20 protein-coding genes and 2 pseudogenes are annotated in these 23229 nt (G+C 66.4%); 6 read left to right on the top strand and 16 right to left on the bottom strand.

The genetic code is table 11. The features are described 5' to 3' along the window. Positions 1 to 4: 4 nt before the first annotated feature. The 3 genes from ACWDTS_RS13620 (at position 5) to ACWDTS_RS13610 (ending at position 3567) form a co-directional block, all read left to right on the top strand. Positions 5 to 856 carry an enoyl-CoA hydratase/isomerase family protein gene (locus ACWDTS_RS13620; RefSeq protein ID WP_450118352.1) on the top strand — a complete coding sequence of 284 codons (852 nt, stop codon included), beginning with the start codon at positions 5 to 7 and terminating at the stop codon, positions 854 to 856. A gap of 76 nt (positions 857 to 932) precedes the next feature. After that, entirely contained in the window at positions 933 to 2027 is a 1095-nt protein-coding gene (locus ACWDTS_RS13615; RefSeq protein ID WP_450118351.1) for a phosphotransferase family protein, read from the top strand. 10 nt (positions 2028 to 2037) lie between these two features. Continuing rightward, positions 2038 to 3567, top strand: coding sequence for an acyl-CoA synthetase (locus ACWDTS_RS13610; RefSeq protein ID WP_450118350.1), 1530 nt, complete (start codon positions 2038 to 2040; stop codon positions 3565 to 3567). A 33-nt stretch (positions 3568 to 3600) separates the two neighbouring features. Here ACWDTS_RS13610 and ACWDTS_RS13605 read toward each other — a convergent pair whose 3' ends face one another. From ACWDTS_RS13605 to ACWDTS_RS13550, 12 genes and pseudogenes are all read right to left on the bottom strand, one after another. Continuing rightward, positions 3601 to 3765 (bottom strand): PaaX family transcriptional regulator C-terminal domain-containing protein, encoded by a 165-nt coding sequence (locus tag ACWDTS_RS13605; protein WP_450118429.1) that lies wholly within the window; start codon positions 3763 to 3765, stop codon positions 3601 to 3603. Between the two features lie 633 nt (positions 3766 to 4398). Continuing rightward, complete coding sequence (locus ACWDTS_RS13600; protein ID WP_450118349.1) at positions 4399 to 5412, bottom strand: hypothetical protein; 1014 nt, start codon at positions 5410 to 5412, stop codon at positions 4399 to 4401. 25 nt (positions 5413 to 5437) lie between these two features. Next, entirely contained in the window at positions 5438 to 6736 is a 1299-nt protein-coding gene (locus tag ACWDTS_RS13595) for an MFS transporter (RefSeq protein ID WP_450118428.1), read from the bottom strand. Positions 6737 to 6990: 254 nt separating this feature from the next. Continuing rightward, positions 6991 to 7083, bottom strand: a pseudogene (locus tag ACWDTS_RS13590) (oxidoreductase); the annotation flags it as partial. A 176-nt stretch (positions 7084 to 7259) separates the two neighbouring features. Then, positions 7260 to 8240, bottom strand: coding sequence for a quinone oxidoreductase family protein (locus ACWDTS_RS13585; protein WP_450118348.1), 981 nt, complete (start codon positions 8238 to 8240; stop codon positions 7260 to 7262). Between the two features lie 135 nt (positions 8241 to 8375). Beyond that, positions 8376 to 8693: a WhiB family transcriptional regulator gene (locus ACWDTS_RS13580; RefSeq protein ID WP_450118427.1), complete on the bottom strand. Its 318-nt coding sequence runs from the start codon at positions 8691 to 8693 to the stop codon at positions 8376 to 8378. Positions 8694 to 8721: 28 nt separating this feature from the next. Further along, the gene (locus ACWDTS_RS13575) at positions 8722 to 9909 is read right to left on the bottom strand and encodes an acetyl-CoA C-acyltransferase (protein ID WP_450118347.1); all 1188 of its coding nucleotides are present in this window, start codon (positions 9907 to 9909) and stop codon (positions 8722 to 8724) included. Positions 9910 to 9957: 48 nt separating this feature from the next. Further along, on the bottom strand, positions 9958 to 10770 hold the full coding sequence (locus ACWDTS_RS13570; protein WP_450118346.1) for a PaaI family thioesterase: 813 nt from the start codon (positions 10768 to 10770) through the stop codon (positions 9958 to 9960). A gap of 102 nt (positions 10771 to 10872) precedes the next feature. Beyond that, on the bottom strand, positions 10873 to 11769 hold the full coding sequence (locus ACWDTS_RS13565; protein ID WP_450118345.1) for an SDR family oxidoreductase: 897 nt from the start codon (positions 11767 to 11769) through the stop codon (positions 10873 to 10875). A 31-nt stretch (positions 11770 to 11800) separates the two neighbouring features. After that, positions 11801 to 12937 (bottom strand): acyl-CoA dehydrogenase family protein, encoded by a 1137-nt coding sequence (locus ACWDTS_RS13560; protein ID WP_450118344.1) that lies wholly within the window; start codon positions 12935 to 12937, stop codon positions 11801 to 11803. Between the two features lie 109 nt (positions 12938 to 13046). Then, the gene (locus ACWDTS_RS13555; RefSeq protein WP_203329956.1) at positions 13047 to 13850 is read right to left on the bottom strand and encodes an enoyl-CoA hydratase-related protein; all 804 of its coding nucleotides are present in this window, start codon (positions 13848 to 13850) and stop codon (positions 13047 to 13049) included. Between the two features lie 491 nt (positions 13851 to 14341). Further along, positions 14342 to 14875 (bottom strand): thioesterase family protein, encoded by a 534-nt coding sequence (locus ACWDTS_RS13550; RefSeq protein WP_102799258.1) that lies wholly within the window; start codon positions 14873 to 14875, stop codon positions 14342 to 14344. Positions 14876 to 15031: 156 nt separating this feature from the next. On the opposite strand from ACWDTS_RS13550, the gene ACWDTS_RS13545 reads away from it, so the two are divergent. After that, positions 15032 to 15583 (top strand): TetR/AcrR family transcriptional regulator, encoded by a 552-nt coding sequence (locus ACWDTS_RS13545; protein WP_138844999.1) that lies wholly within the window; start codon positions 15032 to 15034, stop codon positions 15581 to 15583. 600 nt (positions 15584 to 16183) lie between these two features. Here the strand turns inward: ACWDTS_RS13545 and ACWDTS_RS13540 are convergent. The 4 genes and pseudogenes from ACWDTS_RS13540 to ACWDTS_RS13525 all read right to left on the bottom strand — a co-directional run. Next, positions 16184 to 17098, bottom strand: a complete 915-nt coding sequence (locus ACWDTS_RS13540) for an LLM class flavin-dependent oxidoreductase (protein ID WP_248689167.1) — start codon at positions 17096 to 17098, stop codon at positions 16184 to 16186. A 150-nt stretch (positions 17099 to 17248) separates the two neighbouring features. Beyond that, positions 17249 to 18468, bottom strand: a protein-coding gene (locus ACWDTS_RS13535) for an IS3 family transposase (protein WP_450118343.1) whose coding sequence is annotated in 2 segments (ribosomal slippage) — positions 17249 to 18213 and positions 18213 to 18468 — 1221 coding nt in all. Because the reading frame shifts where the segments join, the coding sequence is not laid out codon by codon here. A gap of 670 nt (positions 18469 to 19138) precedes the next feature. Beyond that, positions 19139 to 19708 (bottom strand): IS5 family transposase, encoded by a 570-nt coding sequence (locus ACWDTS_RS13530; protein WP_072816225.1) that lies wholly within the window; start codon positions 19706 to 19708, stop codon positions 19139 to 19141. A gap of 44 nt (positions 19709 to 19752) precedes the next feature. Next, positions 19753 to 19947, bottom strand: a pseudogene (locus tag ACWDTS_RS13525) (transposase); the annotation flags it as partial. 392 nt (positions 19948 to 20339) lie between these two features. On the opposite strand from ACWDTS_RS13525, the gene ACWDTS_RS13520 reads away from it, so the two are divergent. Then, the gene (locus ACWDTS_RS13520; RefSeq protein WP_450118342.1) at positions 20340 to 21707 is read left to right on the top strand and encodes a cytochrome P450; all 1368 of its coding nucleotides are present in this window, start codon (positions 20340 to 20342) and stop codon (positions 21705 to 21707) included. Positions 21708 to 21786: 79 nt separating this feature from the next. Then, complete coding sequence (locus tag ACWDTS_RS13515; protein WP_450118341.1) at positions 21787 to 22785, top strand: GAF domain-containing protein; 999 nt, start codon at positions 21787 to 21789, stop codon at positions 22783 to 22785. Positions 22786 to 23229 lie beyond the last annotated feature (444 nt).

Raw genomic sequence — 23229 nt, 5'->3', positions numbered from 1 at the left:
CGACATGACCCAGATGGACACGCGGGAAAATACGTCCGTGCTGAGCAACTACGAGCCACCCCGGCTCGACACCCTCACCCTCGAGGTGCTCGAGGGCAAGATCGCCGTTCTCACGATCAACCGGCCCGACCGGATGAACTCGATGGTCGTGAAGATGTTCGAAGAGTTCAACACCGCCGCCTACGCATTACGCGACACCGACGCGCGGGCGCTGATCATCCGCGGTGCGGGCGAGCGGGCGTTCTGCGCCGGGTTCGACCTGGACGAGATCAGTGTGATCACCGAAATGGGCGTGCGCGAGTTCCTGAAATTCCAGGAGACCGCGACCGGAGGCCTTGCTGCGCTGCGGCATCTGCCGTTCCCGGTCATCGCGGCGATCCACGGCGCTGCCTCCGGCGGCGGTATGTCGCTGGCCCTCGCCGCCGACATCCGGCTGGTCGCCCCGACCGCGAAATTCAACGCGGCCTTCGTCAAGGTGGGGTTGTCCGTCGGGGAACTGGGCACCTCCTGGCAACTGACCCGCCTCGTCGGACCGGGCCGGGCGGCGGAGATCGCGTACACGGCACGCTTCGTCGGCGCCGAGGAGGCGGTCCGGATCGGGCTGGCCAACCGGGTGGTGCCGAGCGAGAACCTTTTCGACGAGGCCGTCGCGCTGGCCGAGACGATCGCGACGAATTCCCCCGGCGGGATCCGGATGTCGAAGCGCGCGCTGCAGCGGAACCAGGAAGTGACCTCCTACGCGGCGGCGCTGGAGTTGGAGAACCGGGGACAGGCGCTACTGACTCGAGGCGCCGACATGCCGGAAGCGCTGGCCGCATTCAAGGAGAAGCGCGCTCCGCGCTTCACCGGGGCGTAGACGTCGAACAACCGACTGCTGCAGCGCTCGGGCCCGGCGGCACGCGCCGGTGGCACTATCTGATGGAGGCGAGCATATGACCTGGGAATGGACTCCCGACACCCTCGGCGCGCTGGAGCGATTCCTACGTGAGCGAGGTATCACCGACGGACCGCTGACAGCGTCACGCATCGGTGACGGGCATTCGAATCTGACGTACCTGGTATCCGACGGGGTGCGCCAGGTGATTGTTCGTCGGCCGCCGCCGCCACCGGTCCCGCCGGGTGCCCACGACATGCTGCGGGAGGCTCGGCTCGTCGGTGCACTGGCCGGCAGCGGCGTACCGGTGGCGGCCGTGCTCGCCGTCGGTCAGACCGGCGAGGTGCTCGACGTCCCGTTCTACGTGATGGATTACGTGGCCGGTCCGGTGGTCACCACCGAGACCCCGGCGGCCCTGAGCGCGCCGGCCGACCGGCGCCGGATCGGTGAGGCGCTGATCGACACCCTCGCTGCTCTGCACGCGGTCGACTGGCGGGCCGCCGGCCTCGGGGACCTCGGCCGACCGGAGGGCTTCAACGAGCGTCACCTGCGCCGCATGGGCCGGCTGGTGGCGGCCGAGGACGGGACGCCGCCGCCGGAATTCGCGGAGATCGATGCGTGGCTCGCTGCCCACGTTCCGACCGAGTCCGGTGCGGCGATCATCCACAACGACTACCGCATCGGCAACGTCATTCTTGCGCCCGACGCGCCGGGGCGCATTGCGGCAGTGCTGGACTGGGAACTCGCGACGATCGGCGACCCACTGTTCGATCTGGGGTATTTCCTTGCGTCGTATCCGGTCGAGGGACAGGACCGCACACCCACCGAAGATCTCGGTGTCGCCGTCCTCGAGGACGGTTACCCGACCCGCGACGAACTCGCCCGACGGTATGCGGCCGCCACCGGCGCGGACCTGTCGAACCTCGATTGGTATACCGCACTGGCGCTGTGGAAGCTGGCGGTGCTGTACGAGTACGGGCGGCGGCGGGCCGTGGCCGGCGTGGGGGATCAGTACTACCGTGACGGCGCCCTGGTGCGGGCCTTTCTCGCCGCCGCTCACCGGGCGGCGGGCCTGAAGGAATCGGGTGCCCGAGCCGGCATCGATACCGGAAACATCGGTGCGGAGACGACATTCCAGAGGTCTTCCCTGTAAGGAGTAGTGTATGAACCCGATCGGGCTGGCCACTTGGCTGCGTCGTCGCGCCGAGCGTGACGGAGGCCGGCCGGCAGTGACGTTCGCCGGTGAGACGCTGTCGTTCGCTGCGCTGCAACGAGGCGTCGAGGAACTGGCAGATGTGTTGTCTGCATGCGGGGTCCACCCCGGTGACCGCGTCGCCTACGTCGGCTTCAACCACAGCCGCTTCCTGACGGCGCTGTTCGCGACCGCCCGGCTCGGCGCGATCTTCGTGCCGTTGAACTTCCGCTTCCCGGGAAGCGAACTCGCACACAACATCGAGGACAGCGGGGCCCGGCTGATCATGGCGGACGACGCGCACACAGCTCCTGTGGACGAGGTGCGCGAGGGTCTCGACAGCCGGTGCTTCCTCCGGCTCGGTGCGGGCACCGACGGCTGGGACGGGGTAGACGACCTGCTCGCCGGTAACCAGCCGCATGTCGAGGAGGCCGTCGTCGACGCGGATTCCCCGGCGATGATCCTGTACACGTCGGGAACCACGGGACGGCCCAAGGGTGCCATCCTCACGCACCGGAACGTGTGGACGAGCAATGTGAACTGGATGCTGGCGGTGAACTACAACGCCGACCACGTCGCGCTCACTTCCGCGCCGCTGTTCCATTCCGGCGGGATGTGTGTCATGACGCTGCCTGTACTCATGGCGGGAGGCCACGTCGTCGTTCACGCGCACTTCGATGCGGGGGCATTGCTCGACGACATCGAGCGGTACCGGGTGACCTCGCTGTTCATGGTGCCCGCGATGATGCTGAGCACGAGCACGCACGAGCGATTCGTAACGGCCGATCTGTCCAGCGTCCGCATCATCGTCGCGGGAGCTGCCCCGGTCCCGGAGCCGATGCTGCGGTTGTACGGGGAACGGGGCATTCCCGTCAGCCAGTGCTGGGGGCTGACCGAAGCCACCACCGGTGCGACCTTCCTGGGGACGGACCAGGCTCTGGACAAGCTCGGGTCGTGCGGCACGGCCGGCCTGCTCAACGAGGTGCGGTTGATCGACTTCGACGGCAATGTTCTCACCACGCCGTGGGTGCACGGCGAACTGTGCGTACGCGGCGACACGGTGACTCCGGGGTATTGGAATCTGCCGGAGGCGACCATGGCGGCGCTGACACCGGACGGCTGGCTGCGCACCGGCGATGTTGCCTACCAAGACGAGGACGGCTACTACTACATCGCCGACCGGCTCAAGGACATGGTCATCAGCGGGGGCGAGAACGTCTACCCTGCGGAGGTCGAGAGCGTGCTCTACGGCCACCCGTCCGTCGCGGAGGTCGCGGTGATCGGTGCCCCCGATGAGCGCTGGGGCGAACGGGTCGTGGCGGTGGTGGTGCTCGTGCAGGGCGCGCAGCTCGAACTCGAAGAACTCCGGGAGTTCGCCGGCGCCCGACTGGCCCGGTACAAGCTGCCGCTCGAATTGCGCATCGTCGACGTGCTCCCGCGCAACACGACTGGGAAGGTGCTCAAACACGAGTTGCGTGCGATGACCGGTACCGGCGTGTGACCTCGGATCGGCTGGACGCGGGCCCGAGGGCTCTCAGTCGATACCCGCGATGTCACGCCAGCGGGCATGTGCTGCCGTCGTCCACTCGGTACGCAGGTCGTGTAGCTGCTTCGCTGCCCGCAATCCCGCCCAGCGCGGCACCAGGACCTCGGGCAGTCGGGGATCCAGGTACGGCATGCGGCGCAGGGAGTCGGCCAGCTGCAGTTAGGCGATGAGCAATTCGTGTTCCGAGGAGAATTCGCGCATGTCGAAGCGGGCGAGCAGCTGTCGTAGATCATCGCGGCCTCGTCGAGATCCCAGGACCGCCGCACGAGTTCGGTCTCGGTGATGCCCGGCTGGCCGATCGGGCCGATGAAGGTAACCATGTTGTCGGTCAACCCCAGCGACTCGATCGCTCGGGCGGCCTCCGCGGCGCGATCGAGGTGGGGAGTCACCCAGGCGCCGGGGTGGGGCTTCCGAAGCTGGCCTACCGCAATGCTGCGTACAGTTTCTTCCGGCTCGAGCGGTGTGTGACTCGGGAACCGGGACGTTGATCACCAGCCGGCGGCCGTCCCACCGGCTGACGTCGACGTCGGGGGGTATGGGACCGCCTTCGTTCCCTACGAGAGGCGCGGCACCGGCGCAGCTTCGTCGTGGCAGACGGGGCCGTCCCGCCCCGCGCCCTGGACCGTGAATTCGCCAAGTTACGCTCACTTCCCGGCAGGGGAAGTGGCGAGCGGCCGAGCCTGCCGATCCCAGGGTGCCAATGTGAGCTCGAGGCTGAACGTGTTCGGGCCCTGAACTATCTCTGCACCGTCCGATAGGTGCAGAGGTAGCTCAGGGCCCGGCGTGTTATGCCAGTGTGGGGCGGTAGGCGTAGGACGACGACCGCGACAGGGCGAATTCGAAGATGCCGTATCCGGTCTGCCCGTTCCATCCGAAGGCGCAGCACCGGTCGGTCAGGGCGGAGTCGAGTGTTTTCGGGCCCACTGTCCCGTCGAGGGGATAGGTGTCGAATTCTTCGAAGTCACGACCGCGAACCTTTCCGTGGTGGCCCCCGTAGCCGCCACCGGCCATGTATCCACCGCCGGCCGAGGCGTCGGCGTCGACGCGGTAGGTTGCACCGGCGGCGGTCGTAATCTCCACTGTGCCGCTGAGCAGGTCGTTGCCTGCCGTGAATGCCAGGTTGTGCCGGACATCGGTGATGTCGTCGAGGCGGCCGTCGTCGTGCATTACGGCCCCTTCCAGCAGGATCCGTCCGCCGTGTCGGTCCTCGACGAGGAGGAACCCGAATGTGCGGTCCGGGAACTGGGCCTGGTACCAGATGTGCAAGCCCTGACCCCCGGACATGGTGCGTACCCCGCGGGAGCGGTCCCGTAGTCCGTACCAGCCGGTGACATCCGTGGTGGTTCCGTCCAGCGTGAGCGTGCCTTCATAGCGGCCAGGTTGGAAGAGATGGTCGAACGAGGTGACGTTTCCGTCGGTGTTCGCCACATCCACCGATCCGAGCCAGTAGGGGGCCCGGGAGTGCCAGAGGAGGTCTAGTTCGAGTCCTGTTTTGTTCTCGTCGAGATGAATTCGCCAGGCGGTGTTGTCCTCAACCGTCTCCCATCGCAGGGGTCCGACGGAAGCGGCGTCGGTAGCGTCGTGTTCGGTGGAGACGCGGAGGTTGCGTTGTTCGGACGCCGTGGTCACTACCACGAATCCGTCCACGACGTTCCGCGGCGGATAAACCCCCGCGCCGAGGATCACCGACGGTGTGGTCCCGTCTTCTGGATGGAGGTTGAACATGAACCGGTCGAAGAACTTCTCCGGCATATCCGCAGTGGCTCGAGTGGTCAGGGCGTCGTGGAATCTGTCCGTCATTCGTCTTCCTTCTCGTCGGTCGGCGTCAGTTGCCCACCGGTGACGTCTTCTCGCGGGGCTGTTCGACGGCATCGACCTCTTGGTGGTCGAGGGTAAAGCGGTAGGAGCCCATCATGAGCAGGCAGGCGATGCCGATGCCGACCAGCACGATGATCGGTACGGCACCGGCGCGGTACGACCCGGTTGCACCGTAGATCTGTCCGAGCAGGAAGATGCCGAAGGCCGCGCCCTGAGCATAGAGGAAGTAGATGAAACCCAGCACGCGGCCGTAGGAGTGCTTGGGGAAGTACCTACTCACCATGTAGGCGGCGAGATCGCCCTCGGACCCCAGACCGAGACCGATCAACGCGGAACCGAGGAACAGCAGACCGACCTCCGACGAGGTGATCATGAAGAAGACGCCGACGGCGCACAACGCGAAGATGACCGCCCCGATCGCGGGAGCGTAGAACCGGTCGAGCAGATAGCCGACGAGTAGACGCGCAAAGATCGACGCCAAGCTGAGAACGGACAGGACTGATACTGCGGTGCCCTGGCTGATGCCCTTGTCGGTGGTCATCGGCACGACTTGGGACATCAAGCCGAAGGTGGCCGAGGACACCAAGAAGATGGCCACGGAGAGCAGCCAGAACTGCCGATATTTCCGCGCCACGGTGAGGAGCGACTCCCCGGCTACCCGACCTTGCAGACGCGCGGCCTGGCGCTCGGCGTCGTGTTCGGCCGGCATTCGCGTGACGAAGGCGTAGACCGAAGCCGGGATGATCGTGCACACGGCGCCGATGACGAGGAAGGCCAGCCGCCAGCCGCCCATGCTCAGTACCCAGTTCGCGAGATACGGCATCAGAACTCCGCAGGCGCCGAGTCCGGCCATGAGGATGCCCAGGGCCATGCCGCGTCGGTCTTGGAACCATGCACTGACCACGGCGGAATGCGCCACCGGGTTCACCGCGCCCGCACCCGCGCCGATCACGATGCACAGCGCGAAGAAGAGTATTTCGTTGTTCGGAAGTGCAGCCATCAGCATGAGGCCGATTCCGAAGGCCAGTGCCATCGGGACCGAGGGCACCTTCGGGCCGTATCGGTCGATGAGGATGCCCAGGATGACGATGCTTATTCCGACCATCACCGTCTCGATCGACAAACCGTTGGCGATGATGCTGCGGTCCCAGCCGAACTCCTCGGTCATGGGCTTGCCGAGGATGTTGAACAGGACATTGACCGTGCTGGTGCCGAACAACAACGTCAGAAAGCCGGTGGCGACGTACCACCAGCGGTTCAGATGCTGCGTGGGCGCCTGCAGCCCAGTGGTTCCGACTGCGCTCATGGAAGCTCCTGTCGATGGAAATAGGTAGGCGAGGGCGGCGATGCCGCAGGGAGCCACGGTGAGTGGTGTCCGTCACATATGACACCATATGGACTGTCCGATGTAAAGGACAGTCCAAACATCCCGATGGTGCCGTGGCTTGAACGGAAGCTCGAAAAGGTCGGGTCCACGAGGGGCGCTGCTCCGTAAGACGCGGCGACCGGCACCCCCGCGTACGGTCTCGGGTCCGAGGGTGCGAACAGGCCCTCGGTTCGGACTACCGCCTTGGCTGCTCCGATGACCGCTTCGCCGGGCGTGGCGGTCTTCGCGGCTTCCGAGGCGACGTTGATGATCACCCCGGCGTTCCTGCCGTCATGTGCGGAACGATTTACGCGCCAGGTACAGGCACGGCAGTGCGAGTTGGCCATTCACTCCTCATTACGCGTCCTCTCGTCATTGCCGAACCGTGTCTCGCACCGACAGGCGGGTGGTATCGGATTCGATGACAGGGGGTACGGGTGTGGTCGGCCGGTGCACGAATGGCTCAACTGTGCGAGAGCACGATCTTCCCGAATCCGCTTCCTTGTTCGAGGTGTTTGTGTGCGGCGGCCGCTTCGGCGAGGGGGAACACTGCGCTGATGGGCAGTGGGGGGACGGTTTCGGCGTCCAGCAGCCGTAGAAGTCCGGTGAAGTCGTGCGGGCTGCCCATCGTGGTCCCGATCAGTTCGTATTGCCCAAAGTAGAACGGGCGGACGTCGAGGGTGGCGCGTTCGCTGCGGGAGGCCCCCAACACGACCAGTCGACCACCCGGCCGCAACGCTGCGATGGACTGTTCCCACGTCCCGACGGAATCCAGGACGAGATCGAAGCCCTGGCCGTGGGGGGAGAGCAGGCGAGCGGCGTCCGGCCAGGCGGGGTCGGTGTACAACACGCCGTCCGTCGCGCCGAGCTCTCGAGCCTGCGCGATCTTGGACGTCGAGGAGGAGGTGACGGTGACGCGCGCACCCACGGCGGCCGCGAGCATCACGGCCATGGTGGCGACGCCGCCGCCGGCGCCGAGGACCAGAAGGTTTTCGCCGGCGCGGAGGCGGCCGCGGGTGAACAGGGCGCGGTAGGTGGTGAGTCCGACGAGGGGCAGTGCCGCGGCCTGTTCCCAGGTGAGGTTGCGGGGCTTGGGCGCGACGCAGTCCTTCGGGACTCGGACGAACTCGGCGTAGGTGCCGCGCTGGTGATCGCCGAGGATCTCCCACTGTGCGCCCGGGGCGGCTTCGCGATCGCCCCACCACAGTGAGGGGAGAACGAGGACTTCCTCGCCGGTGTCCGTGCGGATACCCGCGCCGTCCGCGCCGAGAATGTGCGGCAGTGGTGAGGAGTACTTGCCCTGTCGCACCAAGACGTCGTGCCAGTTGAGCGCGGCCGCCTTCAGTTGGACGGTGACCCATCCTGGGCCGGTGGTCGGATCGGAGACCGATTGCCACTGCAGGACATCAGGTCCTCCGAATTCCTGCATCACGATGGCGTCCACAATGATCCTTTCGGTCGTACCTGGTGCGCGATACTGCATACCCCGCGGTGTGGGGAAGGTTGGGCACGTAACTGTCACCGGTGCCGATCCGAGGGCCGAACCGGTGAATTCCGTCGGGCGGGGTTCGTGCCGGCGCTACATCCGAGGGCTACGGGATCTCCACAGCGGTCGCCGGTGTCGTTTGCGCTCGCTTTCGGTCAGGCCGCCCCAGATGCCGTACTGCTCCGAGTGGGTCAGTGCGTGCTTGCGGCATCGAAGTAGCAAGGGGCAATGCTGACACACGCTTTTCGCCTCGGTTTCGCGCAGCGCTCGTTCGTGCCCGGCTTCGTGCTCGGGTCCGAAGAACAGCGAGGGGTCCGCATCGCGGCACCGGCCGTGTCTTTGCCAGTCGGTGTCGGCGGTCGAGAAGGGGGTGGTGTGATGTTTCGTCGAAAGGCGCGCCGTGAGCTCCACCTGGATGGGGGGATGTACCGATTGTCGATCAGTCATGCGCGACTCGCAGGATCAGTGCATCGCCCTGGCCGCCGCCTCCGCAGAGGGCGGCGGCACCCGTGCCGCCGCCTCGGCGTCGCAGTTCCAGCGCCAGCGACAGCGCAATCCGCGCGCCGCTCATGCCCACCGGGTGGCCGAGTGCGATCGCGCCGCCGTTGGGATTGAGCCGCTCGTGGGCAATGCCGAGTTCGCGGCGTGATGCCAGGGCGACACCGGCGAAGGCCTCGTTGATCTCCACGACGTCCAGATCATGGACGGAGATTCGGCCCTCGCGGTGCATCGCGTCCCGTATTGCGTGGGCGGGTTGCAGCAGCAGGGACGGATCGGGCCCGGCAACCGTTCCGTACGAGACGATTTCGGCAAGCCAGTCGATGCCACGTCGTTGGGCCTCGGACTTGTCCATCACGACCAAGGCACACGCGCCGTCGGACAGTTGCGAGGAGGAACCTGCGGTGATGAGCCCGTCCTCGGCGAATGCCGATCGGAGCCGACCCAACTGCTCGACGGTGGTCTCTGGGCGCACACCTTCGTCGTACTCGACGACTCGCTCACCGGTGCGTGTGCGGACAGTGACAGGGACGATCTCTTCTGTCAGGTTTCCGTTCTTGGCAGCGGCGGCTGCCTTCTCGTGGGAGCCGGCCGAGAACTCGTCCAGATCGGTCCGTGAAAAGCCGAACTGTCGTTGGTAGCGCTCGGTGGCGGCGCCCATGAGCTCTCCGTCGATTGCGCAGTGCAGGGCGTCCTGGTCCAATGCGTCGACCAGTCGGCCGGGGCCGTACTTGTACCCCGTTCGGGCGCCCAGCGCGAGATGGGGCGCCCGGGACATGGATTCCATGCCGCCGGCCAGCACGATCTTGTGCTGACCGGCGCGGATCGCTTGATCTGCCTGGGCCAGTGCAGCTATCCCGGATAGACAGAGCTTGTTGACGGTGGTGGCCGGAACCGACAGGGGAACGCCACCGGCGAGGGCTGCCTGCCGGGCGGGGTTCGGCCCCACCCCGGCCTGCACGACGTTACCCATGAACACCGCCTCGACGTCGGTCGACGGTATGTGAGCGCGGTCCAGAGCTTCGTGCACGACGGTACCGCCGAGCTGCGGGGCGGTCAGGTCGGACAGTGTGCCGAGCAGTTTCCCGATCGGTGTCCGTGCGCCGGCGACGATGACCGAGGTTGTCATGAGCACTCCTGGTGGCTGTTGCGTGTGAGAAAAGTTGTCCTCTACTGGTCAGTGGACGGCGCTGCAGGTGATGGTGGCGGTGGTGCACGTCTTTCCGGCTGTGTTGCGACTGGAGACCTCGACGATTCCGAGGCTGCGACCGCGGTGCACAATCTTCGGTGCGAAGGTGACGGGTGCGTCCGATGGGCACGGCCGCAGATACGAGATGTGGATCGAGGTGGTGCGGAAGCCTGCGTCGATGGGTAACGCGGCCGAGCCGGTGATCTCGGAGGCGCACAGGAGCACACCGCCGTGGATGTTGCCCATCGGATTCGCGAGCATCGGAGACGGGCCGAACTCGATCCCACTGGCCCCCCACGCGTGCTCGGCCCCCAGCAGGTCGATGATCGAACCTGCGCCGAGTCGAGAGTCCAGGTCGTCGAGGGAGATCGCCGGCGCGCCCGGCGGGTCGGCGAGCGGCACCGTCTGAAGGCGGGTGGACCCGCACGCAATCAGACGGCCCTGTTCGTCGACGACCCGACCACCGGCCAGTCCCGTCTGCGCCCCTCGACCGAGGACCCAGCTCTCGGCGCGGAGAACCGATCCGTCGGTCGGTGGATCCGCTACGAAGTCGAGGTGGATTTCGGTGCTCACGGCCCAGAATCCCTCGGGGGTCATTCCACTGACGAGATGTCCCATCACGTCGTCCATTACGACGCCGAGAGTTCCTCGGCACGGTCGTCCGAGTTCGTCGCCGAGCCATGGTCCCGTGACCATTTCGGTGTACCCGTGGGTATCGTCGCCGGTTACGTCGGCGACTCGAAACAGCCGTTCGGCGCCGGTGGAAAAGAATCGGAGCGCGGTGGGGTTGTCGGTGGTCATGGCTCTCCTGACGGACGTGCGGTGTAGCCGAGTGCGGAACGCGCCCGAGGCCCGGCCGCCGGAGAGTGGTCTCCGGCGGTCAGGCCCGTCGGGGTGAGGAGCTCAGACGCCGCGTTGGGCCTTGGCGGCCTCGCTTGCGGCCTTGCTGCGTTCGCGGGCGGTGGCCCAGTCCGCGTCGGTCATGGAGGTCAGACCGGCGAAAGTTCCGGGTCCGGCGAGCATCTGGCCGCCGTCCATGGCGATGGTCTGCCCGGTGAGGTAGTCGCAGGCGTCGGACAGCAGGAAGATCGTCAGGTTGGCGAGTTCCTCGATGGTGCCCATCCGCCCCATGGGGACTTGGTCGGCCTGGGTGGCGCCGACGGAGCTCTTGTCGGTGGGGTTGAGCATCTCCCAGGCGTAGTCGGTGGGGATCGGGCCGGGGGCCAGAGCGTTGAGGCGGATTCCGTAGCGGGCCCATTCGACCGCGAGGGACATCGTCATCGAATGTACGGCGGCCTTGGCCATCGCGGAGGGGACGACGAACGCCGAGCCGCTCCAGATCCAGGTGGTCAGCGTGGACAGCACCACGCCCTTGGTGCCGCCTTCGATCCAGCGGCGGCCGGCGGCGTGGGTGGTGTTGAACGACCCGTTCATCACGGTGGAGGTGACCGCTTCGAAGGCCCGCGGGCTGAGCGATTCGGTGGGGGCGATGAAGTTGGCGGCGGCGTTGTTGATCACTCCGGTCAGCGGGCCGTGCAGGGTCCAGATCTCGTCCATCGCGGCGGACACCTGCTCTGCATTGCGGACGTCGACGGTCTGCCAGTGGACCGCGCCGGGCCGCGAGGCGGACGCCTCGGTGGCGGCTTCTTCGAGGACGGCGGGTCGGCGACCCCAGAGGTGGACGTCGGCGCCGTGGTCGACCAGATGGCGGGCGACGCCGCGACCGAGGCCGGTTCCGCCGCCGGTGATGAGGATTCGCTTGCCGGCGAGGGCCTGAGACGTGAACGGGGAGGTGGTCATGCCAGGGGTCCTATCGGTCGGGGAACGGGAGTCACAGTCCCAGGCTCTTGCTGATGATTTCGCGTTGGATCTCGTTGGTGCCGCCGTAGATTGTCGGTGCCAGGGCGCGCCGCACCTGTTCTTCCATGCCGTATTCGCGGGTGTAGCCGTAGCCGCCCATCATCTGCATGGCTTCGAGGGTGGTCTTCTTGGCGAGCTCGGTGCACTTGAGTTTGGCCATCGAGCCTTCGCGGTTGAGATTGTCCTCTTCCCCGGCGTCGATGCGTTCGGCGACCTCGTAGACGAAGGATTTGGCGAAGGCGATCTCGGTGGCGAGGTCGGCGAGGCGGTGGCGGATGGCCTGGAAGCTGCCGATCTTGCGCCCGAACTGCTCGCGTTCGGTGACGAACGCGATGACGTCGTCGAGTGCGCGTTCGGCCGCGCCGAGCGACATGGTGGCGATGATGAGCCGCTCGACGCTCAGGCCGCGCATGAGGTGGCGCCATGCCTGGTTCGGGGTGCCGACCACTGCGGTGACTGGGACGGCCACGTCGGTGAAGTAGAGGTCGTTGCAGGTGCGGGCCTCCATGGTGGCGATGCCGTGGATCTCGAGGCCGGGGGTGTCGGTGGGCACCATGAACAGGGTCAGACCCGCGTGCTTGGAGCCGGAGGAGTCGGTGCGGGCGAGCAGCAGGATGTGCTCGGCGACGTGGGCCGCGGAGATCCACGTCTTCTGGCCGTTGATCACGTAGTGGTCGTCGACGAGTTCGGCCTTGATGCGGACGCCGCCGAGGTCGGATCCTGCGCCGGGCTCGCTCAGGGCGATTGCCTCGAGCTTACCTGCGGCCATGTTCGACACGATCGTGCGCTTTTGTTCCTCGGTCCCGTAGCGCAGGTACGTCTGGGCGGCGGTCAGGCCGGTCGAGTAACCGGTGATGGGGGCGAGGCCGCGAGAGGTCTCCTCGAGGAAGATGCACTCCTCGACCATCCCGGCGCCGCCACCGCCGTATTCCTCGGGCAGCGACACCGCGAGCCAGCCGAGCGCTGCGAACTTGTCGAGGATGACCTGGCTGTTGGCCACGGTGCCGTCGGCGGTGAGCGCATCGCGTTGTTGAAGGGTCTTGCACTCGGCGTCGCAGAACTCGCGGACGGCGAGTGCGAACTCCTGTTGTTCTCGGCTGAAGCGCATGTCGACAACTGCTCTCTGTAAATGAAGGACCGGCGAGGGCGTCGTGATGTGGGAGGTGGGTCACCGGGCGGCGGGACGGTGGTGTCCCGCCGCCCGGGAGCTGGGGCGGTCAGGCGCCGCGGAACTTGGAGAAGTCGGGCTTGCGCTTCTCGTTGAACGCGCTGATGCCCTCGAGTGCCTCGGCGGACTCACCGAACAGCTTGAGCGTGGAGTAGGCCATGTTGCCCTGGGCGATGAAGTGCTCGGTGTCGGCGTTGAGCGACTGCTTGAGCACCTTGAGCGAGGTGGGGGAGAGCTGCAGGATTTCGTCGGCCCACGCCCGGACCTCGGCGCGAAGCTGATCGCCGGGCACGACCTTGTTCACCAGCCCCCACTCGAGGGCCTGCTGCGCGCTGTAGCGGCGGCACATGAACCAGATTTCCCGCGCCCGCTTCTCGCCGATGGCGCGGGCGAGGTAGCCGGTGCCGAGGCCGGCGTCGAAGGATCCGACCCGCGGGCCGTTCTGTCCGAAGATGGCGTGCTCGGCGGCAATGGACATGTCGCACAGCAGGTGTAGCACGTGTCCGCCGCCCACTGCGACACCGTTGACGGCGGCGATGACGGGCTTCGGGGTGTCCCGGATGACGCGGTGCAGGGCCTCGACCTCGAACAGGCCGCTGTCGGACGGGCCGTAGTCACCGGTCTCCATGCGCTGCTTCTGGTCGCCGCCCGAGCAGAAGGCCTTCTCGCCCGCGCCGGTGAGGGCGACGGCGCCGACCTCGGCGCTGCCCCAGGCTGCCTTGAAGGCCTTGACGAGCTCGTCGACTGTGCGGGCGCGGAAGGCGTTGTATCGATCCGGTCGGTTGATCGTGATCCAGGCGAGCCCGTTGTCGACCTCGTACGTCACGTCCGTGAATGCGGTGAAATCAGTCATCGACCTGCTGGTCCCTTCCTGCTCGGGTGGCTTCGCCGTCGCCGCGAGAACAGGTCGCGGGGACGGGGTCGTCGGGTTTGGTCCGACCGTATGACAAATGTATCCGCGTTAACGATCGTTTTCAAGGGCGAGTTGCTTGCCGCGTCCTGAGCCCGGGTGGGAACCGCGCAATCTGCCCACAGCGAGGCGGGGGGGAGGGACGATTCCGGTCGAACTCTCGCACGGGATTTCCGGAGAAGTCGGCATCCGCGACCGGCGCGAGATGCGAATGGTCGTGGGCGACATGCTCGAGCGGCTCGTCCGGCGCAGCCCGGGCAAAGATGCACTGGTCGGCTGGGCCGGGGCGTACGCCACCGATGACTTCCGGCGCCTCGCCTCGGGCCGGGGACCGTGCGTGGACGCTGCTCGATCAGGAGTGGCCGCCGGGCGGCGACGAGGTCACGGCCACGATGAAGCTGCGCCGGCGCGTGATCGCGACAAGTATGCGTCGATCATCGGCCGGCTCTGTTGCGCTGTGACCTGATCCCCATCACGCCGCACACCGGCGCCGGCCAGTCGACCCGCTCGGTGATCGCGAGTTCCCGATCGACCGCCTCCGCGACGTCCGGGGCGAACGGAACGACGCGACGGGTGGTGAGGTCGACATGGGGTGCGACGACCTCGAGCGTGTTCGCCAGTGCCTCGGTCGTGTCGTCGACGAGCAGGGCCATGCCGTGGATGATCTTGTCGGAGCGCTCGACGATCCGGAAGTAGGCCGAGACTCTATGGCCGACGTGCACTTCCGCGTAGTACTTCAGGTGATGCTCCGCGGTGAAGAAGCCCTGCTTGCGAGTCGCCCGGTAATCGTCGGTGAGGCCGATCCGGCGAAACGCGATGTCGATCGCTTCGGCACCCAGGTCCAGGTAGTGCCGGATATTCATGTGGCCGTTCGCGTCCTCGAACTCCGGCGGGACGACCAGTGGGCCGTACTCGCGGGGAAGACGAACGACCTGGTCGTAGGTGGGCAGGGTGACGGTGTCGGTCACGGGATCTCCTGACGGTTGCGGTCGGTTACCGGCGCATCGAGATCTGCTCGGCGCGACTGTCGGCCGGCGCCGTTCCTGCCGCCCGGGTCGGCGCCGCATGGCGGGGAGCGTTCCCGGAGTATAACGATCGTTCACGCATCGTGCTACACTCGCCGAGTGGACAGGAGCCGGAAGATTCTCGATATCGCCGCGGAACTGTTCTACGAGAAGGGATTCCATGGTACGAGCGTCGACGAGCTGGGCGCTCGCGCGGGGCTCACCGGGCCGGCGATCTACCGCCACTTCTCCGGCAAGGACGAGATCCTGGCCACCCTGTTCGACGAGGCGATGGACGAGCTGATCCGCGCCGCGGAACCTGTGGACGAGGACGCCGACTCCGACTTCGAGCGTCTGGTCCGCCATCATGTCGAGTTCGCGATCCGGCACCGGCACCTGGTCAATGTGACCCAGCGTGAAGACCGGTCACTGGTGGACCCGTGGCGTCGCAAGGTCAACCGCCGGCGCAAGCTCTACGTCGGCTGTTGGGAAGCCGCGGTGGCCCGGTGCCTCCCTCGGGCGACGCCGGCGGAGGTCGCCGTCGCGACCCAGACCTGCCTGGGCACGATCTTCTCGATCGCCTACTGGCCGACCAAGGTCAGCCGCACCCCCGGACTGGCCGATCTCATCGTCCGTCTCACCAACGAGGGGCTCGACGCCTTCCGCGGCTGACCGCCACCGCCGTCCGCGCCCTGTGGCCGATGCGCTTCGGTGCCGCGGCGCTCGGGAGCGGCGCGGCACCGAAGTCGAACATCCTGGCGGCGTACGGCGCAACTCCAGATCGTCCAAAGCTCCGGTACCGCGTACGAGTTGACCCAGGTTCCCTCGGCGGCGAGTTTTCGGCTCTGCTCGAGGTCTCGCCACCGCCGCTTGTATTCCTCCGCGTCGAGGACGGTGGTGGCGGTGTCGTCGAGCAGCGTGCGGACCGTGGTGAGGGCAGTTCTCTGCCGGACAGTGAACTCGGCTGTGGGATCGGCATCGGTAAGGACGAGAAGGAGAGCGGTGCTTCACCGTCGTCCGGCAGTCACAGTAAGCCGCCCGGGCGACGCCGGGGCCGTCGACGTCGGTTCCGGACAGCGATCGGCCCGATGCGTGGACGGCGTCGGAGGAGTTCAGTGCGCGGCGCACGAGAGGGCAGCCCGAGCGAACGCCGCGCGGTGTCGACACGGATCTGGTGCCGGGTAGGAGCACCCCGCGGGAGCCGTCTGCGACAAGCACGCCGACGGACGCGAAGCCGGCATGTGCGGAATCGGAGCCCGAGGTACGGCGCGATCAGCTCTCGACGAGCAGCTTCCTTACGGCGGCGGCGTGTTCGACGGACGCCTCCATCGAGGTGGCGGCCGGGATGAGCGTGATGCTGTCCGCTCCTGCGTCGACGAACGCGCGCAGCCACTCGGCCACCTGTTCGGGCGTGCCGGCCGGTGCGAGGTGCCGGAACTTGTCCCGCGGCAGGCGGTAGAGCGCCTGCATCTGCTCGCCCACCAGGCGGTCGGCCGTGGCAGCGTCGTCGTCGAGACCGCACCAGACGTTGACACCGAAGGTGCTCAGGGTGCGGTGCTCCCGGGCGGCGGCCTCGAGAATCGCGGTGCGCGTTTCGCCGAATCGGCGGGGCGTCGAAAAGATGGCGAGCCATCCGTCGCCGTACTTCGCGGTTCGACGGATCGCGGCGTCGCCTCGGCCGCCGATGAGGATCGGCACGGCCGGTTGGGGTGAGGGCAGGATCCGGGCGCGTTCGAGGGTGAAGAACTCTCCGGTGTGGGTGACCTCTTCGCCGGAGAGCAATGCTCGGAGAACCTGGAGCGTTTCGTCCAAGCGGCGCCCCCGGGTGCGGGGGTCCACCCCGGAGTTGGAAATCTCGGAGCGGTCCTCGCCGCCGACTCCTGCGCCGAGGACCAGCCGCCCTGGGGCGAGCTGCGCGATGGTCGAGATCTGGCGCGCTGCGAGCATCGGATGCCGCAGCCCCAGCAGATAGACCCCGATGACGACGGAGAGCGTGTCGTGGGCCGCGAGCACCGAGGTGGCGGAGACCATTCCGTCGAAGCCGGTACCGCCGTGAAAACTGATGTGGTCACCCACGGTGATGTGGTCCAACCCGGCATCGGCGGCGGATGCGAGCAGTCGCCGCCGCGCGAGCGGGTCCGGGACCAGCAGAGAATCTGTGACCGACAAACCGACGCGGACCACCATATCGACCCTTTCCGTAGCAATGGACTGACCATAAGTCCAAAGGTGGGTTCTGGCAAGTGCCCCCGAGACAGGCCGAAATGACAACCACGTCGCCGTCGCGGACCTCTACCGGCGACACTGAGGTTGCCCCTTGAGAGTGGACACCAGATTTCATGCCGCGAGTGTGAGCGTAGCCGATGCGGTCATTCGTCGTTCGAACTCGATCGGTGTCAGATAGCCCAGCGCGGAATGACGCCGCCGTCGGTTGTAGTACGACAACCACTCGAACAACTCCAGACGCGTTCGAGCTTTCGATGTCGGTCCTCGGCCATGTAGCCATTCACGTTTCAGGCTCTGGAAGAACGACTCCGCCAGGGCGTTGTCGTAACTCGACCCCACACGACCCCGACTCCGTCGAATGCCTTGTGCAGCACAGAAGTCCGCAAACGCGGTCGAGGTGTACTGCGCTCCGTGATCGCTGTGAAAAATCACTCCGTCCACGATGCCACCACGGGAGTCGACCGCCATCTGCAGTGCATCGGTGACCAGCTCGGTACGCATATGCTCGGCGATGGACCAGCCCACCACCCGACGAGAACAGATATCGATCACCGTCGCCAGATACAACCACGACGACCCCACCGGAATGTAGGTAATATCGCCACACCAACGGGTATCGAGCGCCTCGGCAGTGAAATCCCGACCGACCAGATCCGGCACCGTCGCCGCCTGCTGATCGGGGATCGTGGTGCGCCGGCCACGGCGCAGATGCCGACCGACGATGTGGTGCTCACGCATCAACCGCGTCACTCGTTTGCGGTGGATGCACACCCCCAGCTCGCGCAGTTCGGCGTGGATGCGGGGAGCACCGTACCCGCCGCGATGTTCGCTATGGATCCGGCGGATCCGTGCGACGGTGGCAGCTTCCTCGGCGGCACGCTCAGTGCGCACATCGGCGGTGGCCAGATGCCGGTAGTAGCCGGACCGGGAGGCGCCGAGGACCCGGCACAGCCGCTGCACACCGAACTCGCTGCGGTGGGTGGAGATGAAGTCCCAGCGGCAGGTCTTCACTTCATCTCCTGCGCGAAATAGGCCGCTGCCCGGCGCAGGATCTCCCGTTCGAGCTGCCATTCCTTCTCCGCACTGCGCAGTCGGGCGTTCTCCGCTCGCAGGCGCGCCAACTCCTCGGCTGGGGGTTCGCCGCCGCCGGCTCCACGGTCCGCCGCACCTCGACCAACGGCGTTGTCCTTGCGGACCCAGGTCCGCAGCGTCTCGCCGCTGATACCCAAGTCCTCAGCCACCGCCGCGTAGGTGCGAGAACCACCGGCCGCGCGATACAACGCGACCGCGTCCCGGCGGAACTCCTCCGGGTAGTGAGACTGGCGTCCCATGTGAGCATCCCTCCTGGTTCTTGTAACGAACCATTGTCAGGGTGTCCACTCCCAGGGGGCATCCTCAGTCGAGATCCAGGCCAGCACCGGATACGAGTTCAAGAGCCAGACCTTCACCATCGTTGTCGACGCCCCCAAGGGCTACGACCAGGCCGAGCGTCGTGGAATCCGCCGTGCGATCGAACGCGCGGCAGAGTGGAACGCCGAGCACCCGGAGGCGATCACTCCGCGCTTGACCGACACGAGCGCCTATCGCGTCGTCTCCATCCGCACTCACGTCGACGACGTTGCAGTCGCTCCCGCGACTCCTGCCGTAGCAGGACAGCACGGGGCAACCCTCGTTGTGGCAGTGGACCTGAACGCACTCCTGGATGCCCTCGGCCAGCAGACGAAACGCTGACTGTTAGCTCGGGCCACCTGCCGCCTCACAGGTGCGCCCATCGCGACCAGCGCATCCGCTGATTTTCATGTCTTACCAGGTCAGCGCCCGGTCCGGTGTCTGCGTGGACCCCGCGCAGCAAACACTGCGACGGTGCTGATCACCTCGACCTCCGCATTCTCGAACGCGGCCTCAAGCGCAGCCTGAGAGGTATCCGTGGACCGCTCGCCTGTCCGAGCTGGTGCCCGCAGATGAATAGCGTTTCAACACGATCGGCTCTTACTGACGGTTTCAGAATGATCTCCGCAGTCGCCTCAAACAGATGATGCTGCACGCGAGTTCGAGCAGCCCCTGATGCAAGTCCGCTCGTACCTCGGAACGTGTTCGCAGACGCTTGAACTGGTGCAACCAAGCGAAGGTCCGCTCGACGACCCAGCGGACCTTGCCGAGCCCGGAGCCATGCGCGGCGCCTCGGCGGGCAATCATCGGGGTGATCCCCTTTTCGCGAAGCAGGTTTCGGTACTTGTCGTAGTCGTAGCCTCGGTCGGCGAACAACCGGCGGGGCCGATTCCGCGGCCGGCCCCGCCGGCCTCGAATACGGGGGATCGCCTCGACGAGCGGCATCAGTTGAGTGACGTCGTGGCGGTTTCCGCCGGTCAGCGACACCGCAAGAGGGGTTCCGTGCCGGTCGACGATCACATGGTGCTTGCTGCCGGTGCGGCCGCGATCGACCGGTGAGGGTCCCGTGTGATCCCCCCTTTGAGGGCCCGCACGTGCGAGCCGTCGACGGCGACGTCGTCCATCTCGAGCAACCCGGCGGCTCGCAGCTCCGCGAGCAGCATCTCGTGCAGCCGCGGCCACACCCCGGCCTCGGTCCACTCCCGCAACCTGCGCCAGCAGGTCACTCCGCTGCACCCGATCGTCTCTGCCGGCACATCACGCCAGGCCACGTTGGTGCGCAGAACGAACATGATGCCGGCCAGGGCGACCCGGTCGTCGACCGGCTTGCGCCCCGGAAACCGGAACCGGCGGGCAGATCTGGGCGGAAGCAGCGGAGCTACACGCTCCCACAGATCGTCAGGAACAAGATCAACAGACACTCTCGACACGGTGCCCGAAACCGTCCCGGAACGCCATCTACCACGCCGAACTCATTCTGAAACGGTCAGTTATAGGTCGAGAGTGCCAGGGCGATCCCGCATCCCAGTTCGTTCCGTGAAGAACCAGGAGCGTGTCCCGCCGGTCCGAGGGTTCGGCTGAGTGCTCTCGGGTGTCCACAGAACGCCTCGTTGAACTGGGATGATGACACGTCCCCTCGGCCTATGTGAGCCGATTCGACGTGCCGCGACCCTGAGTCCCACGTTCGGTGAGGGATTCTGCGGATCGGGAGGGGGTACGGCACACTCTGGCCATGACTTCAGTGGGGAGTGCCCGGTCCGGTGAGTCCGCACCGAGCGGCGGAGCAGAGGGAAGCGCCGGCGTAGAACCTCGGATGCCTCGACCGTCACGGCGGCTGCCGCTGCTCGGCGACGTGCTGCGTCTCGACCCGAAGCGACCGGTACAGCGCGAAATGCGGTTCGTGGAAGAACTGGGTGACGTCTTCGAGATCAGCATCATCGGCCGCAGGGTGGTCGTGGTCGGCGGCGGCGACGCCGCGGCGGAGGTCTTCGACGAAACCCGCTTCGCCAAGGCCGTGGTGCCCCCGGTGAGCACTCTGCGGGAGCTGGCCGGCGATGGGCTGTTCACCGCGTTCAACAGTGAGCCGGCCTGGGCCCAGGCCCACAACGTGCTGATGCCGGCGTTCAGCCAGGCATCGATGCGCAGCTACCACGACGCGATGGTCGACTGCGTCGACCAGCTGTGCACCTACTGGACAGAATCGGCTGCCCGCGGACCGGTCGACGTCTCCTCCGACATGAACCGGCTCACCTTGGAGGTCATCGGCCGCACAGGCTTCGGGTACAGCTTCGACTCGTTCGCTCCCGGTCGTCATCCGTTCGTCGAGGCGATGAGCCGGGCCATGTCGTACGTCTCGCAGACCGCGAACGATGTTCCTGTCCTCCGGGAGATCCTGGGGTGGAAGGCCATGCGCCAGAACCCGAAGGACATCGCGTTGATGAAAGCCACCGTCGACGAAGTGATCGCCGCGCGGCGCAGCGGCGCGACCCCGCGACAAGACGACCTGTTACAGCGCATGCTCGACAACCCGGACCCCGAAACCGGGGAGATGATGTCGGACCAGAGCATCCGCAACCAGGTGCTGACCTTCCTGATCGCCGGTCACGAGACCACAGCAGGACTGCTGTCGTTCGCCCTGCACTACTTGTCCCTCAATCCCGAGATCGTCGAACGGGCCCGGGAAGAGATCGAACAGGTGCTCGGCACCGATGGTGCACCGGTGCGATTCGAGCAGGTCGCCAAGCTCCGGTACGTCCGACGCATCATCGACGAGACCCTGCGCCTGTGGCCGTCCGGCCCGGCCTTCTTCCGCAAGGCACGGCAGGCAACCACTCTGGACGGATATCCGATCCGCAAGGGCGAAACGATCCTGGTGGTGCTGCTCGCGCTGCACCGCGACCCCGCATTGTGGGGTGAGGACCCGGAGCGGTTCGATCCGGATCGGTTCCTTCCCGCAGCTGTGCGAGCACGGCCTGCACACGCGTACAAGCCGTTCGGCGTCGGTGCACGCGCATGTATCGGTCGCCAGTTCGCCCTCCACGAGGCAGTGCTTGCCTTGGCGCAGATCCTCACGCGCTTCGACATCGTGCCCACCGCGGACTATGAGCTGACGGTCGAAGAGCTGCTGACGATCCGGCCCGAGAACCTGAAATTGGCCATGCGACCCCGCGGGACGGGATAAGTCAGTACAAATCGTAGAAACGCAGCCCCCGCTACACTTCTCCGTTGATCGAGATCAAATTGCAACAGGCGGGGGTCTGATGGGTACGTGGCATGTGATCGAGACGCTGACCGAAGGCGTAGCGACACTGGTGGCATCGGGGAACGAAGCGAAGGGGATGATCTCTACCAGGCGAAGCATCTCCCCGACGGCGGACATCCTTGTCGAACCGATCATCGAGCATGTACGCCGGACCCGTGAACCGTTCGACCGCGTCCTGCATTCCAAGCGCGCGAACCGCGCGTGGCGGTTCTACGCTTGGCCGATCATCGGGCCCTTCGGGGACGTGCACGGCATCCAGATGTGGGTCGGCGACCCGAAAGAGCCGATCGCAGAACGGCGGCTCACCTCGGGAACGGTCTGGTCGACCACCGAGTGGCTGATCTATCAGACCTGGGAGTCCGGCGCGATGTCCGGCACCCGTCTCGACGACTGGGTGCCCACTGCGCTGTCCTCGGACTACATCAACCGCGCGATCCACATGGAAAAGGAACAGGACTTCTTGGAGGTCGTCCTGACTCCGAAGCCGGATATGGCGCTGAGCACGTGGTTCTCGGTTAGGCACGATGACGGCCACGCGATGCAATGGCAGGTCGTATTGCGGCCCACCGCGGACGGGACCGCGGTAAGGGTGCTCTACCACGATTTCTCCGATGCCTATCCGCCGTCGACACCGACGCTCGCGGAGCTGGGGCTGACGGAAGGGCTCGACGGTTCCAGGGTGCACGTGGCGTTGTTCGAGGCCCGCCGTGGCGCGATCGCGCTGTGGATCGGCCGCGCCCCGAAATGGGTCGAATGGCAGTACGCGCACCTGACAGGCCCGGTGGTGCACCCGGACGACCTGCCCGCCTTGCAGGACAGTGCGAAGCGAATCAACGCCGGGGAGGTTCCGAGCACCGTGGATCTGGTCCAGTTGCACCGCGGTAACACCGAATGGGTGAAGTGCTCGGTGACGATGCGTCCGTTCCAACTCGAGGACCGCCCTGCGCACGCGGAGCTGACGCTCATCCAGGTTGCCCCCGCGGACGATCAATACTGAGCTCCCATCGGGAGTCACGGAGCTGCGCAGCAGTAGAGGATAGAAGCGGGCTCGCGTTGTTCATGCACCAGCGAAGTTTGGCTGTACGGCCGGAACGCCGCGGCCACGAATCGCGCACATTCGGTGCAGGGGACGTGTCGTCGCTCCAGTTCAAGCGGTAATTCTGCACTGCTCCGGTGCGGCAGGGTGCTCGATGAAGGGGAGCTGTCCGTCCGGTACGTGCGCGCGCGGACGCCGCGCGCTCGGCCGGTTTGGCGGCAACCCACTGAATACTTGACAAATCAACTTTGCAAGGTAGGGATATGGAAACAGACCGAAGTCCGCTCAATTCCCCGCACGTGCAAGGCAATGCAGCGGAATCGCAGAACTCATACCCGACCGCATGGTCAGGACGGGGTGACGCCACGGAGGGTGGCTTCGATCCGGCTTCGCCGGACATCCGAG

The organism is Rhodococcus sp. NPDC003383, assembly GCF_053589115.1.
Note: the sequence above shows the minus strand (reverse complement) of the source record. Positions and strands in the feature narration are given on the sequence as shown.

What these genes read in the sequence shown, in the direction of transcription:
- ACWDTS_RS13620 (WP_450118352.1), top strand. Translation starts at nt 5, where the DNA reads ATGACCCAGATGGACACGCGGGAAAATACGTCCGTGCTGAGCAACTAC.
- ACWDTS_RS13615 (WP_450118351.1), top strand. Translation starts at nt 933, where the DNA reads ATGACCTGGGAATGGACTCCCGACACCCTCGGCGCGCTGGAGCGATTC.
- ACWDTS_RS13610 (WP_450118350.1), top strand. Translation starts at nt 2,038, where the DNA reads ATGAACCCGATCGGGCTGGCCACTTGGCTGCGTCGTCGCGCCGAGCGT.
- ACWDTS_RS13600 (WP_450118349.1), bottom strand. Translation starts at nt 5,412, where the DNA reads ATGACGGACAGATTCCACGACGCCCTGACCACTCGAGCCACTGCGGAT.
- ACWDTS_RS13595 (WP_450118428.1), bottom strand. Translation starts at nt 6,736, where the DNA reads ATGAGCGCAGTCGGAACCACTGGGCTGCAGGCGCCCACGCAGCATCTG.
- ACWDTS_RS13575 (WP_450118347.1), bottom strand. Translation starts at nt 9,909, where the DNA reads ATGACAACCTCGGTCATCGTCGCCGGCGCACGGACACCGATCGGGAAA.
- ACWDTS_RS13570 (WP_450118346.1), bottom strand. Translation starts at nt 10,770, where the DNA reads ATGACCACCGACAACCCCACCGCGCTCCGATTCTTTTCCACCGGCGCC.
- ACWDTS_RS13565 (WP_450118345.1), bottom strand. Translation starts at nt 11,769, where the DNA reads ATGACCACCTCCCCGTTCACGTCTCAGGCCCTCGCCGGCAAGCGAATC.
- ACWDTS_RS13560 (WP_450118344.1), bottom strand. Translation starts at nt 12,937, where the DNA reads ATGCGCTTCAGCCGAGAACAACAGGAGTTCGCACTCGCCGTCCGCGAG.
- ACWDTS_RS13555 (WP_203329956.1), bottom strand. Translation starts at nt 13,850, where the DNA reads ATGACTGATTTCACCGCATTCACGGACGTGACGTACGAGGTCGACAAC.
- ACWDTS_RS13540 (WP_248689167.1), bottom strand. Translation starts at nt 17,098, where the DNA reads ATGGTGGTCCGCGTCGGTTTGTCGGTCACAGATTCTCTGCTGGTCCCG.
- ACWDTS_RS13520 (WP_450118342.1), top strand. Translation starts at nt 20,340, where the DNA reads ATGCCTCGACCGTCACGGCGGCTGCCGCTGCTCGGCGACGTGCTGCGT.
- ACWDTS_RS13515 (WP_450118341.1), top strand. Translation starts at nt 21,787, where the DNA reads ATGGGTACGTGGCATGTGATCGAGACGCTGACCGAAGGCGTAGCGACA.